The 12,426-nt window shown below is 56.6% G+C and carries 11 protein-coding genes and 1 pseudogene; 6 read left to right on the forward strand and 6 right to left on the reverse strand.

Translation table 11 applies throughout. The features are described 5' to 3' along the window. Window positions 1–163 precede the first annotated feature (163 nt). Entirely contained in the window at window positions 164–823 is a 660-nt protein-coding gene (locus ACQG1Y_RS20005) for a hypothetical protein (RefSeq protein ID WP_223826471.1), read from the forward strand. A gap of 135 nt (window positions 824–958) precedes the next feature. Here ACQG1Y_RS20005 and ACQG1Y_RS20010 read toward each other — a convergent pair. The 5 genes and pseudogenes from ACQG1Y_RS20010 to ACQG1Y_RS20030 form a co-directional block, all read right to left on the reverse strand. Further along, window positions 959–2,134 (reverse strand): annotated as a pseudogene (locus ACQG1Y_RS20010) (YgiQ family radical SAM protein); the annotation flags it as partial. Window positions 2,135–2,264: 130 nt separating this feature from the next. Next, window positions 2,265–3,677, reverse strand: a complete 1,413-nt coding sequence (ftsP, locus tag ACQG1Y_RS20015) for a cell division protein FtsP (protein ID WP_017384056.1) — start codon at window positions 3,675–3,677, stop codon at window positions 2,265–2,267. A 61-nt stretch (window positions 3,678–3,738) separates the two neighbouring features. Next, on the reverse strand, window positions 3,739–4,476 hold the full coding sequence (gene plsC, locus ACQG1Y_RS20020; RefSeq protein WP_003862497.1) for a 1-acylglycerol-3-phosphate O-acyltransferase: 738 nt from the start codon (window positions 4,474–4,476) through the stop codon (window positions 3,739–3,741). A 163-nt stretch (window positions 4,477–4,639) separates the two neighbouring features. Beyond that, entirely contained in the window at window positions 4,640–6,898 is a 2,259-nt protein-coding gene (parC, locus tag ACQG1Y_RS20025) for a DNA topoisomerase IV subunit A (RefSeq protein ID WP_015571873.1), read from the reverse strand. Between the two features lie 118 nt (window positions 6,899–7,016). Beyond that, a complete protein-coding gene (locus ACQG1Y_RS20030) occupies window positions 7,017–7,418 on the reverse strand; it encodes a YgiW/YdeI family stress tolerance OB fold protein (RefSeq protein ID WP_032649546.1) in 402 nt (133 codons plus the stop codon). Window positions 7,419–7,557: 139 nt separating this feature from the next. On the opposite strand from ACQG1Y_RS20030, the gene qseB reads away from it, so the two are divergent. The 5 genes from qseB to lysM all read left to right on the forward strand — a co-directional run bounded on the left by qseB (window position 7,558) and on the right by lysM (window position 11,186). Then, window positions 7,558–8,217 carry a quorum sensing response regulator transcription factor QseB gene (gene qseB, locus ACQG1Y_RS20035; protein WP_368740824.1) on the forward strand — a complete coding sequence of 220 codons (660 nt, stop codon included), beginning with the start codon at window positions 7,558–7,560 and terminating at the stop codon, window positions 8,215–8,217. Continuing rightward, entirely contained in the window at window positions 8,214–9,578 is a 1,365-nt protein-coding gene (gene qseC / locus ACQG1Y_RS20040; protein ID WP_045906820.1) for a quorum sensing histidine kinase QseC, read from the forward strand. Before qseB ends, qseC begins: the two co-directional genes overlap by 4 nt. A gap of 89 nt (window positions 9,579–9,667) precedes the next feature. Continuing rightward, complete coding sequence (locus ACQG1Y_RS20045) at window positions 9,668–10,249, forward strand: NAD(P)H-dependent oxidoreductase (RefSeq protein WP_015571876.1); 582 nt, start codon at window positions 9,668–9,670, stop codon at window positions 10,247–10,249. Window positions 10,250–10,279: 30 nt separating this feature from the next. Continuing rightward, the gene (locus tag ACQG1Y_RS20050) at window positions 10,280–10,594 is read left to right on the forward strand and encodes a putative quinol monooxygenase (RefSeq protein ID WP_368740823.1); all 315 of its coding nucleotides are present in this window, start codon (window positions 10,280–10,282) and stop codon (window positions 10,592–10,594) included. Window positions 10,595–10,745: 151 nt separating this feature from the next. Further along, on the forward strand, window positions 10,746–11,186 hold the full coding sequence (gene lysM, locus ACQG1Y_RS20055; protein ID WP_014885249.1) for a peptidoglycan-binding protein LysM: 441 nt from the start codon (window positions 10,746–10,748) through the stop codon (window positions 11,184–11,186). A 32-nt stretch (window positions 11,187–11,218) separates the two neighbouring features. On the opposite strand, the gene ACQG1Y_RS20060 is transcribed toward lysM, so the two are convergent. Then, on the reverse strand, window positions 11,219–12,406 hold the full coding sequence (locus tag ACQG1Y_RS20060) for a glycoside hydrolase family 88 protein (protein WP_045615296.1): 1,188 nt from the start codon (window positions 12,404–12,406) through the stop codon (window positions 11,219–11,221). Between the last annotated feature and the right edge of the window lie 20 nt (window positions 12,407–12,426).

The following is a 12,426-nucleotide window of genomic DNA, read 5'->3' on the forward strand; positions in this document are numbered from 1 at the left end:
AAAAGCGCATATAACTATATTTATCCCTGCGGGGACTTTTGTTTGTGCTATATATTTTTTACAGAGAACCGCAACGCGTCCAAACACAAGAATATATTTACCTCTGGAAAATGGTCTGACTCCCTTTCACGTGGTTGTAGTGACCTGTTCTGTGATTCATGTAATGTCTTTTCTGGATGAGGAAAATATGTCATCACTGATATTTTATACAGACGAAGCACAAGCACTGATTGTAACAGATACCCTTGCCGTCACCGATAATGGGGAGCCGTTATCTTTTGTTTCCAAAGCAGGTTACATCCCCCAGCTAAGAACCATCATAGCAGGAACGGGGGCAGGTGGATTTTCTAACACCTGGTTGCTTGAAGCATCAACCAGAATGGTCGTATCAGGTATACAAAATCTCAATTATCATACATCGGCCTGTCTAAGGAGGCTGTGGAAACAATACAAGCATGACCATGCAATTCCCTCTTCTTCAACGGTGACAACCAGTGTTTATCAGTTCGCAATTTGCGAGGAAACAGGAAATATCGTTTCGTTCGCCTATCGCTCAGTCCATGATTTCGAATCAGAGCAATTACAATACGGAACAGGAGTAAAACCTGAGTGCCAAATCTTGGATGGGGATTTGTTGCAGACAATTCCTGTAATGATGAATGAACAAAGGGCTATACAGGCGACATACCCACACCCGGAACGGATCCATATTGGCGGTGAGATGATTGCGCATTATCTGACATCATCTATGTATCAATGCTTTAAGATTGGGGAATTTGAGGATTTCAGAACTCAGGGAGAGTATATATTGAGCAGGATTTAGGCAAAACGCGGTTCAGATAAAGTGCTTTTAACAGGCTTGCTGAACATTAAAAGGATATCTCTCAATTACGATGAATAGCTTGAATTCTAAAAATAGAAAAGTAGAGTTTAACTCTAAATACATAAAAACAAGAGTAAATGAGCACCCGCCGAAGCAGCCACGCATGATGTTGATTGAGAAACGGATCATCTCGTACGCCGGAATACGGCTGTTGCCATATGACGGATGCGGCACACGCTTGTACGGCAGAGCAAAGACGCTGTCCATCTCTTCGGTAGAGAGCGGGATCGCCGGTGGGTTAACCCAGATATAGCGCTCGCCGTGCTTTTGCATCAGCGCTCGCGCGCAGCCGGGGTTGGTTTCATGGTGTAAGATGCGCGATGCGTGGGCGTAGAGTACTTTATCGCTTTTTACTTTTTCGTAAGACGGCAGCAGCACATAGGTTTTTTCCCACGGCTTCGGACGCGGCGGCTGCACCACCACGGCCTTTGCTTCCGCTTTCTTCGGCTCAACCGGTTTGTTATCCGCGCACGGTAGATCGTCACCGTACGGATGTGGGATAGGGTCGATTTTGCCCGGCATATCGATAATGCGGGAATCCACCCCGCTCCAGCCCGGCAGCGCCTCTTTCACCATGATCGCGGTGTTGCGCACGTCGCGGATCTCGCTGACCGGTTCACCCTGCGCCAGGCGATGCGCCACTTCCACCAGCGGACGCTCGCCGTTGCCAAAGATCAGCATGTCGGCTTTCGAATCCACCAGCACCGAACGGCGCACGGTATCTGACCAGTAGTCGTAGTGTGCGGTGCGGCGCAGGCTCGCCTCGATGCCGCCCAGGATCACCGGCACGTCTTTCCATGCTTCTTTGCATCGCTGGGTGTAGACGAGGGTCGCGCGATCGGGACGTTTACCCGCCACGTTGTCAGCCGTATAAGCGTCGTCATGGCGCAGCTTACGGTCGGCGGTATAGCGGTTGATCATCGAGTCCATGTTGCCCGCGGTCACGCCGAAGAACAGGTTAGGCTTGCCCAGACGCATAAAGTCGTCTTTGCTGTTCCAGTCAGGCTGGGAGATGATCCCCACGCGGAAGCCCTGGGCTTCAAGCATACGGCCACAGATCGCCATGCCAAAGCTCGGGTGATCGACATACGCATCGCCCGTTACCAGAATGATATCGCAGCTGTCCCAGCCCAGTTGATCCATCTCTTCCCGGGACATCGGCAGGAACGGCGCCGGTCCAAAGCAGGCTGCCCAGTACTGGGGCCAGGAGAAGAGGTCGCGATCCGGCTGGATCAGGGAAATAGCGCTCATAATGCTTCCGAAGAAAAAATAGACAAAAGGAGCGGGATTATACGCTGGTTTACCGGGGGAAATGAAGGGGTATTGTGCGGGCTGTTGCCCTCACCCCAACCCTCTCCCACAGGGAGAGGGAGAAAGCGTTTTATGGTGCCGGATTCACCAGCATCTGCCCTACCGATCCCCTGTCCATCATCTCCAGCGTCTGGCTGTGGAACAGGAACGGGAAGTGCGGCCAGGAAGGCTGGCCGTAGTAGACGAGCAGTTCGACCTGGCCATCCACCCAGACGGTATCTTTCCAGCCCCTGTCTTCCGGGAACGGCATCGCCCCGTTGACGTTGCGGATCAGGAATGACACCCCTTCAATATGGAACGACTGCGGCATCTCCGAGCGGACGGTCCAGCGCTCCCATGTTCCCTGTTGGGCGGTGATATCAATGCGGTTTACGTCCCACAGCGCACCGTTGATGCCCGGATCGTCGCCAAGGCTGATATCGCGACTGCGTACTGCCGGGCCGGTCACAATCTCCTGCGGCAGCAGGCGCATCGGCAGACTGTCGGTCACCAGCGGCAACAGGCCGGTCGGGCGTAGCGTGAGCACCAGCGTGGAGACCAGAACGCTCGACGGTTCAAAGAAGCCGCGAATACGGTCAACAATGCTTGCCGCTTCGCCGCAGGTCACGGACACTTCATCCCCGTTGGTCATATCCACGAGGATCTCACGACGTTCGCCCGGTGCGAGCGCCAGCTGTTTTACCGACACCGGCGCAGGTAATAATCCCTGATCGCCTGAAATCACGTGCAGCGCGCGGCCGTCGCTCATCTGCAACTGATAGCGACGCGAGTTAGAAGCATTCAGCAGACGCAGGCGCACCCAGCCACGAGACACTTCAACATACGGGCTTTGCGCGCCGTTAACCAGCAGCGTATCGCCCACAAAACCACCGCTGCCCGGCTCGCTGTACTCCGGCGTGCCGAAGTTATCCAGCCGCTTGTCCTGAATAATGATCGGGAAATCATCAACGCCGTAGTGATTCGGGATCGGCAGCGTTTTGCTGACCTCATCTTCAATCAGCCACATTCCGGCCAGGCCGTTGTAGACCTGCTGGGCGGTGCGGTTCGGGGTGTTGGCGTGATACCACAATGTCGCCGCGCTCTGACGAATCGGGAGGACGGGCGCCCAGTCGGCATTCGGCGACATCATGCGTGCCGCGCCGCCAATCAGCGGCCCCGGCACCTGCAAACCACTGACGGTCATCGCGACATTTTCCGTCGTACGGTTACTGTAGATGAGCTTAACGTCATCGCCATTCCACACGCGAATGGTCGGCCCGAGGTAGCGTCCGTTAATGCCCCATACCTGCGCGCGCGTTCCCTGGGTAAAGGACCAGTGGCTACGCTGAAGCGTGAGGAATAGCGGCTGCCCGCGACGGGATTCAATCAACGGCGGAATAGGCAGCGGCTGTTGCTGCCCGGCGGCGCTGGCTGTACGCGGCATCGCACCCGCACAAAGGGCGATACCCGAAGCCTGAATAAACTGACGCCGACTGAGTGACATATAAGCTCCATCTGAAACGACTAACAACGCGGGAATTCGTTTTCCCTTACACGACACCGGGTCAAATCTTACCGGCGGCTTCTCGCTCTGCAACTTCTTTATCGAGCTGCGCAATATGCTGAGCCATCAGCTCGCGGCAGTGCGTGGCCAGCTCGCGCACCTGGTCTTTACCGTATTTTGAGGTATCTACCGGCGGCAGCATTTCGACAATGACCAGTCCGTTATTCAGACGGTTAAGATTAATCTTATTCGATGTATTGGAAACACACACGGGAATAATTGGAACGCCTGCCGCAATTGCAGCATGAAACGCGCCGGTCTTAAACGGCAGCAGGCCGCGACCACGGCTGCGCGTCCCTTCCGGGAACATCCAGATGGAAATCCGGCGCTTTTTAAACTGATCCACCACTTCCGCAATGGTGCCATGCGCTTTGGCGCGGTTGTTACGGTCAATCAGTAAGTTACCGGTGAGCCAGTACAGCTGACCGAAAAACGGGATCCACAGCAGGCTTTTTTTACCCACGGTTACGGTCGGCGGAAGAACAATATTTGAGGCCGTCACCATATCGTAGTTGTTCTGATGGTTAGCGATATAGATGGCGTTACCGAAATTCTCCGCCCCTTCAGGCAGACGCTTTTCAACCTTCAGGCCAAATAGCGGCGCAAGACGACCAAACATGTGGCCAAACGTCGCGACATGCTTTGGGTTACGCGGGCTGAACAGGCAATAAATCGATCCGAAAATACAGACCAGAATGCAATAAATAACGGTAAGAATGAGACGAACAATGTATAGCATAGCGACCTCTGAAGCCCTGACAGCTGACAATTATACTTCACCTGTGGCCAGGTAAGGACTTTATTACGAGCGCGTATTGTTAATCGCAACGCACGAATTAACAACGTTTTTACGGGAAATTTTATGGTAATTCCCCCTCCGGAAAGAGGGGGGATGAAACAGGTTACTCTTCGCTGTCGTCCGCTTTGCTGCGCGCCGGCGAGTCGATCTCCACGCGGTCAATTCGCTGGAGGCCGCGCATCAGTGAGCCGCGACGCCCACGCTCACCCACCACCTTCTGCAACTCTTCCGGACGCAGTTTGATTTTACGCTTGCCGACATGAATGGTCAGGGTGCTCTGCGGCGGCAGCAGGAAGAGATGCGCGAGGCCATCGACGCCTTTTGCCGCTTCCGCTGACGGGATACTGATGATCTTGTTGCCCTTCCCTTTCGACAGCTCCGGCAGATCGCTGACCGGGAACATCAGCATGCGTCCGGCAGCGGTGATCGCCAGCAGCATGTCGCTTTCGTTCTCGATGATCAGCGGCGGCATGACGTGTGCGTTATCCGGCAGGCTAATCAGCGCCTTACCAGCACGGTTACGCGACACCAGATCGTTGAAGGTACAGATAAAGCCGTAGCCCGCATCAGACGCCATCAGCAGTTTTTGATCGTCGGCCTCCATCAGCATATGGTCCACCGTGGCGCCCGGCGGCAGCGTCAGCTTGCCAGTTAGCGGTTCGCCCTGGCCGCGCGCAGACGGCAGCGTGATCGGGTCGATGGCGTAGCTGCGGCCCGTGGAGTCGATGAATGCCACCGGCTGGTTACTCTTGCCCTTCACCGCCGCCTTGAAGCTGTCACCGGATTTGTAGCTCAGACCCGGCGCGTCGATATCGTGGCCTTTGGCGCTACGTACCCAGCCGCTCTGGGAAAGCACGATGGTCACCGGCTCGGAAGGCAGCATGTCGTGCTCGTTCATCGCCTTCGCCTCTTCGCGCTCGTGCAGCGGAGAACGACGGTCGTCGCCAAAGGCGTCGGCATCGGCCTGCAACTCTTTCTTCAGCAGGGTGTTCATCTTGCGCTCGGATGCCAGAATCGCCTGAAGCTGATCGCGCTCTTTTTCCAGCTCGTTCTGCTCGCCGCGGATCTTCATCTCTTCCAGTCTGGCGAGATGGCGCAATTTCAGTTCGAGGATCGCTTCGGCCTGGGTTTCGCTGATGCCAAAGCGCGACATCAGGGCAGGCTTAGGTTCGTCCTCGGTACGAATGATCTCGATCACTTCGTCAATGTTGAGGAACGCCACCAGCAAACCTTCGAGGATATGCAGGCGCTTAAGCACTTTTTCCAGACGATGGTTCAGACGACGGCGCACCGTATCGCGGCGGAAGGCCAGCCATTCGGTGAGGATCTCCAGCAGGTTTTTCACCGCCGGACGACCGTCCAGACCAATCATGTTCAGGTTGATGCGGTAGCTTTTTTCCAGATCGGTAGTGGCGAACAGGTGGTTCATCACCTGCTCCATGTCCACGCGGTTAGAGCGCGGCACGATCACCAGACGGGTCGGGTTTTCGTGGTCCGATTCGTCGCGCAGGTCGTCCACCATCGGCAGCTTTTTATTGCGCATCTGGGAGGCGATCTGCTCCAGCACCTTCGCACCGGACACCTGGTGCGGCAGCGCGGTGATCACCACGGCCCCGTCTTCTTTGGTCCACACCGCGCGCATGCGCACGGAGCCACGGCCGTTCTGGTAGATTTTGCGGATTTCCGCGCGCGAGGTGATGATCTCGGCTTCGGTCGGATAGTCCGGCCCCTGCACAATATCCAGCAGATCGTCCAGCGAGGTTTTCGGCTGCTCAATCAGGGTGATGGCGGCTTTTGCCACTTCACGCAGGTTGTGCGGCGGAATGTCCGTCGCCATGCCCACGGCGATACCGGTCGTGCCGTTCAGCAGGATGTTCGGCAGACGCGCAGGCAGCATCTTCGGCTCCTGCATCGTACCGTCGAAGTTTGGCACCCAGTCGACCGTCCCCTGCCCCAGCTCGCCCAACAGCACTTCGGCATATTTAGACAGGCGGGATTCGGTATAACGCATTGCCGCGAAGGATTTCGGATCGTCCGGCGCCCCCCAGTTCCCCTGGCCATCCACCAGCGGATAGCGATAAGAGAACGGCTGGGCCATCAGCACCATCGCTTCATAGCAGGCGCTGTCGCCGTGCGGATGGTATTTACCCAGCACGTCGCCGACGGTACGGGCGGATTTCTTAAACTTGGCGGTAGCATTCAGTCCCAGTTCGGACATCGCATAGACGATGCGGCGCTGAACGGGCTTCAGGCCATCCCCGATAAACGGCAACGCCCTGTCCATGATGACGTACATGGAGTAGTTCAGGTAGGCGTTTTCCGTGAATTCATGTAGCGCGAGGCGCTCTGCCATATCGCTCATTACGTGTGATTCCTCAACTCAGAAACCGATGGGTTTCAGGCAATATTGCCGCAGATACTACCTCATCTGGCGAGTTGAGTCACAAAGAAAAAGGGCCGCATAAGCGGCCCTTTCCGGGTTATTTGTTCAGCTTGATAACCTGCTTCACGTCGATTTCAAACTCGTTCCAGTCTTTATCGATTTTACCCTGGAGTTCGACTTTATCCTGCGGGCTGACGGTCACGCCGTTCCAGCGCTTGTGGTCGATCTCCACCACCACCGTGCCGCTCTCATCGCGGAAGGTGTAACGGTCATCGGACAGGCGCTCGGTAATGTTCCCGCGCAGCTTCACCCAGGCATCGTCCTTCAGGTCTTTCACTTTAGCCGCGGTGGTGAGGTTGGCGTTGTTATCGACAAAGCCACCCTGCTGGGTTTGCGTCTGGTTCTGTGTCGCAGATGGGCCAGAGAAGCCACCCTGTGCAGCAAAGACAGGGGCCGTGGTCATCATCATGATGGCAGCAATTGCAGCGAATTTTTTCATCTTTATCTCTCCCTTTAATGTCGTTTCACAATCCATTAAACAGGGTAAACCTTAACAACTTCTTAAGGGGAAAATTTATTTATTTTTACTGTACAGCAGGCGCTTGCAGAAGGTTTACTGACGGCATCAAGGAGGAAATATGCGCATTTTACTGGTAGAAGACGACAGGCTCATCGGCGACGGCATCAAAGCGGGCTTAAGCAAAATGGGCTTTAACGTGGACTGGTTTACCGACGGTAAAACCGGGCAGTCGGCCCTGTACACCGCGCCGTATGATGCCGTGGTGCTGGACCTGACGCTGCCAGAAATCGACGGGCTTGAGATCCTGCGCGCCTGGCGCGAAAGCGGTAAGAGCGAACCGGTGCTGATCCTGACCGCGCGGGATGCGCTGAATCAGCGCGTCGAAGGGTTACGCCTGGGGGCGGATGATTACCTGTGTAAGCCGTTCGCGCTGATTGAAGTGGTGGCCCGCCTTGAAGCGCTGGTGCGCCGCAGCCACGGTCAGGCGCGCAGCGAGCTGCGTCACGGCAAGGTCACGCTCGATCCGGCAAGCCTTGTCGCCACGCTGGAGGGCGAAACGCTGGTGCTCAAACCCAAAGAGTTCGCCCTGCTGGAGCTGCTGATGCGCAACGCGGGCCGCGTGCTGCCGCGCAAGACCATCGAGGAGAAACTCTACAACTGGGATGATGACGTCTCCAGCAACGCCGTCGAAGTCCACGTTCATCATTTACGCCGCAAGCTCGGCAGCGAATTTATCCGCACCGTGCACGGCATCGGTTATACCCTGGGTGACGCATGAAACTGACCCAACGCCTGAGCCTGAAGCTGCGCCTGACGCTCCTCTTTTTGCTGCTGTCCCTGGCGGCCTGGTTTGCCGCAAGCGTGGTGGCCTGGCACCAGACGACCGACAAGCTCGATAAGCTGTTCGATACCCAGCAGATGCTGTTTGCCAAACGGCTGCTGACGATGGACGTGGACGAACTTCGCGCCCCGGAACGCATGCGCGAGGTACCGAAAAAAGCCAAACACGGCCATCTGGACGACGATGCGCTGGCCTTCGCAATCTTCACCGCCGACGGCAGCATGGTGCTTAACGACGGCGAAAACGGGCGCGACATACCTTACCTCTACCGCCGGGACGGGTTTGATGACGGTCGGTTGCAGGATGACAACGACGAATGGCGTTTCCTGTGGCTGACTTCTCCGGACGGGAAATACCGCGTGGTGGTTGGCCAGGAGTGGGAGTACCGACAGGATATGGCGCTGGACGTGGTCAGCTCGCAGCTGACGCCGTGGCTGGTGGCGCTGCCCGTCATGCTTTTGTTGCTGATTGTTCTGCTGAGCCGGGAACTGAAACCGCTGAAAAATCTGGCGCGGACCCTGCGCTCGCGCTCGCCGGATGCGACCGATACGCTGCCCACCCACGGCGTGCCGACGGAGGTTCGCCCGCTGCTTGATGCGCTTAACCATCTTTTCGCCCGTACGCAGGAGATGATGGCCCGCGAGCGCCGCTTCACCTCGGATGCCGCCCATGAGTTGCGCAGCCCGCTGGCCGCGCTGAAGGTGCAAACCGACGTGGCGCAGCTTTCCCTGGACGATCCCGGGGCGCAGTCTAAAGCGCTGGGGCAGCTGCATGCGGGCATCGACCGCGCCTCCCGGCTGGTGGACCAGCTTCTCACCCTGTCGCGCCTGGATTCACTGGATAATCTTGATGACGTCGAACCCGTGATGATGGCCGATTTGCTGCAATCCGCGGTGCTGGATATCTGGCATCCGGCGCAGCAGGCGGGCATTGATATTCGGCTCAACGTCAACGCGCCCGAGGTGATGCGTCACGGACAGCCGCTACTGCTGAGCCTTCTGGCGCGTAACCTGCTGGACAACGCCGTTCGTTACAGCCCGCGCGGCAGCGTGGTGGACGTGACGCTGCATACCCAAAGCTTTACCGTGCGCGACAACGGCCCGGGCATTTCTTCCGATGCGCTGGCGCGTCTCGGCGAGCGCTTTTATCGTCCACCGGGCCAGGACGCCACCGGCAGCGGTCTGGGGTTGTCTATCGTCAAGCGTATCGCGGCGTTACATGGGATGCGCGTCTCGCTGGGCAATGCGCCGGAAGGGGGCTTTGAGGTGACCGTCAGCTGGCAGCCATTATTGCGCTGAGCGCAAAAGACTTTGCACATTCTGCTTATTTTTCCGCTCCGTCCTCGCGCGTAGAATACCCGGCATACTCTCAGCATCGAGGACAAATAATGAGCAACATTCTGATTATCAACGGCGCGAAAGAATTTGCGCACTCTAAAGGCCAGCTCAATGACACCCTGACCGAGGTCGCGGATGGTTTCCTGCGCGACGCCGGACATGATGTTAAGGTCGTGCGCGCGGACAGCGATTACGACGTGAAGGCCGAAGTGCAGAACTTCCTGTGGGCCGACGTGGTTATCTGGCAGATGCCGGGCTGGTGGATGGGCGCACCGTGGACCGTGAAAAAATACATGGACGATGTGTTTACCGAAGGTCACGGTTCGCTGTATGCCAGCGACGGCCGCACCCGCTCAGACGCGTCTAAAAAATACGGTTCCGGCGGCCTGATTCAGGGCAAGAAATACATGCTCTCCCTGACCTGGAATGCCCCGCTAGAAGCGTTCACTGAGCAAGATCAGTTCTTCGAAGGCGTGGGCGTAGACGGCGCGTATCTGCCGTTCCACAAGGCGAATCAGTTCCTGGGTATGGAGCCGCTGCCGACCTTTATCGTCAACGACGTAATTAAAATGCCGGACGTCCCGCGCTATATCGCAGAATATCGCAAGCATCTCGCGGAAATTTTTGCTTAACTGGTAGCCTGGAATTAGAAGGAGTTAATTATGCTTACCGTTATTGCTGAAATCCGTACGCGTCCTGGCCAACATCACCGCCAGGCGGTACTGGATGAGTTCGCGAAGATCATCCCGACCGTACTGAAAGAAGAAGGCTGCCACGGCTACGCGCCGATGGTGGACGCCGCCACCAGCGCAAGCTTCCAGGCGACCGCGCCAGACTCAATCATCATGGTTGAGCAGTGGGAAACCGTCGCGCACCTTGAAGCGCATTTGCAGACCTCGCATATGAAAGCGTGGAGTGAGGCGGTAAAAGGTGACGTGCTGGATACCCATATCCGAATTCTGGAGCAAGGGGTTTAAGGTTCGTGGAATTTGCCGGGTGGCACTGCGTTTACCCGGCCTTCAACTTCCCTCCCAGGCCCGGTAAGCGTTAACGCCGCCGGGCTTTTTTTATCACCTTAACATTCAACTGCTATGCTTATTCTGACTTCATGTTTAACAGGAGGATGGAATGGGACTTTTTAACTTCGTAAAAGAAGCAGGCGAAAAGCTGTGGGATAACCTGACCGATCATAAAGGTCAGGGCGACAAAATTACCGAGCACCTCAAGAAACTCAACATTCCCGGTTCCGATAAGGTTCAGGTTAACGTCACTGACGGCAAGGCCAGCGTGACGGGCGACGGGCTGACGCAGGAGCAGAAAGAAAAAATCCAGGTCGCCGTCGGCAACATCGCGGGCGTCAGCGAAGTGGAGAACAATATCACCGCAACAGATGCCAAAGATGAAGCCACCTACTATACGGTGAAATCCGGCGATACCCTGAGCGCAATCTCTAAAACCGTGTACGGCGATGCCAACCAGTACAATAAGATTTTTGAGGCTAACCGCCCAATGCTCTCCAGCCCGGATAAGATCTATCCCGGTCAGACGCTGCGTATTCCGAAAGCGTGATCGATAAGTCGGGGGTTACCCCCCGACTGTTTTTACCAGTACAGTTTCCAGCTCTGCGTAAAACGCACCAGTGCCTCAACGTAGAAGTAATCGCCCCAGCTCGCGCACTCATCCACGCCTTTATTGCTCGCCAGGTGATACACCGAGTGCTTAAGCAGCCCGTTGCCCTTCTCTTCTTTGCCCATCAGATAGTGCTTTGTCAGCGAGGACATAATCCCTTTCGCCCATTCGAGGTAACGTTCGCGATCCGGATCTGTGACCGGCAGATGTTTCACCAGCTCCAGCAGTCCACACACCGCAATTGCCGCCGAGGAAGAGTCACGCAGTGCGTCGGTGCCCACCAGCGCCAGATCCCAGTGGCAGACGTAGTCTTCCGGCAGGCGATTGAGGAAGTAGTTCGCCAGCCGCTTTGACAGGGCGATCATCGTTTCGTCGCCGGTATAGATATAGCTCAGCAGGAAACCGTAGATCCCCCACGCCTGCCCGCGCGACCAGCAGGAGTCGTCGGCGTAGCCCTGCTGGGTGTTGCCGTAGCGCGGTGCGCCGGTTGCCACATCCATATAGTAGGTGTGGAAGGTGGAGGCATCGTCACGAATGAGGTATGTCGCGGCCTGCATCACGTGAGCTTTTGCGGCGTCGGCAAAGCGCGGATCGCCCGTCTGCTCCGTTGCCCAGTAGAGCAGCGGCAGGTTCATGTTGCAGTCGATGATCATCCGCCCGGCCTGCTCCGGATCGGAGAGATCGCCCCACGCCTGGATGATTTTCGCCTTCTCGTGGAAGCGTTCCAGCAGGGCTTCCGCCGCCAGCAGCGAGAAGCCGCGCGCCTCGCGGTTTCCGGTCAGCCGCCACGCGGCTACGCAGGAGAGCGTGTAGAGGAAGCCTAAATCGTGGGTGTTGGTGTCGTTGCGCCCGGCGATGCGCAGGCCAAACGAGCGCACGTGTTTTTCCGCCATCGCTCGGAATTTTTCCTCGCCGCTCATCTCCCATGCCAGCCACAGCTGCCCGGTCCAGAAGCTGGTGGTCCACTCCACGTTGTCAGTCAGCGGATAAAAACCGTTCTGGCAGGTTTCCGCCGGGAATTTGTCGCCGAACTCCGTTAAATGACGGCTAATCAGGTCGAGAACGTGGCTGCGCGCCGAATTCAGTTCATCGCTGAATGCGCGGGAGTCAACGGGCGCAACGATAACAGGCAGACGTTCTTCTTTGATACGACTTAACATATTTCGGTTCCTTCTTTGAC

Source organism: Enterobacter cloacae complex sp. 397G4, assembly GCF_050031515.1.
Taxonomy (GTDB): domain Bacteria; phylum Pseudomonadota; class Gammaproteobacteria; order Enterobacterales; family Enterobacteriaceae; genus Enterobacter; species Enterobacter hormaechei_C.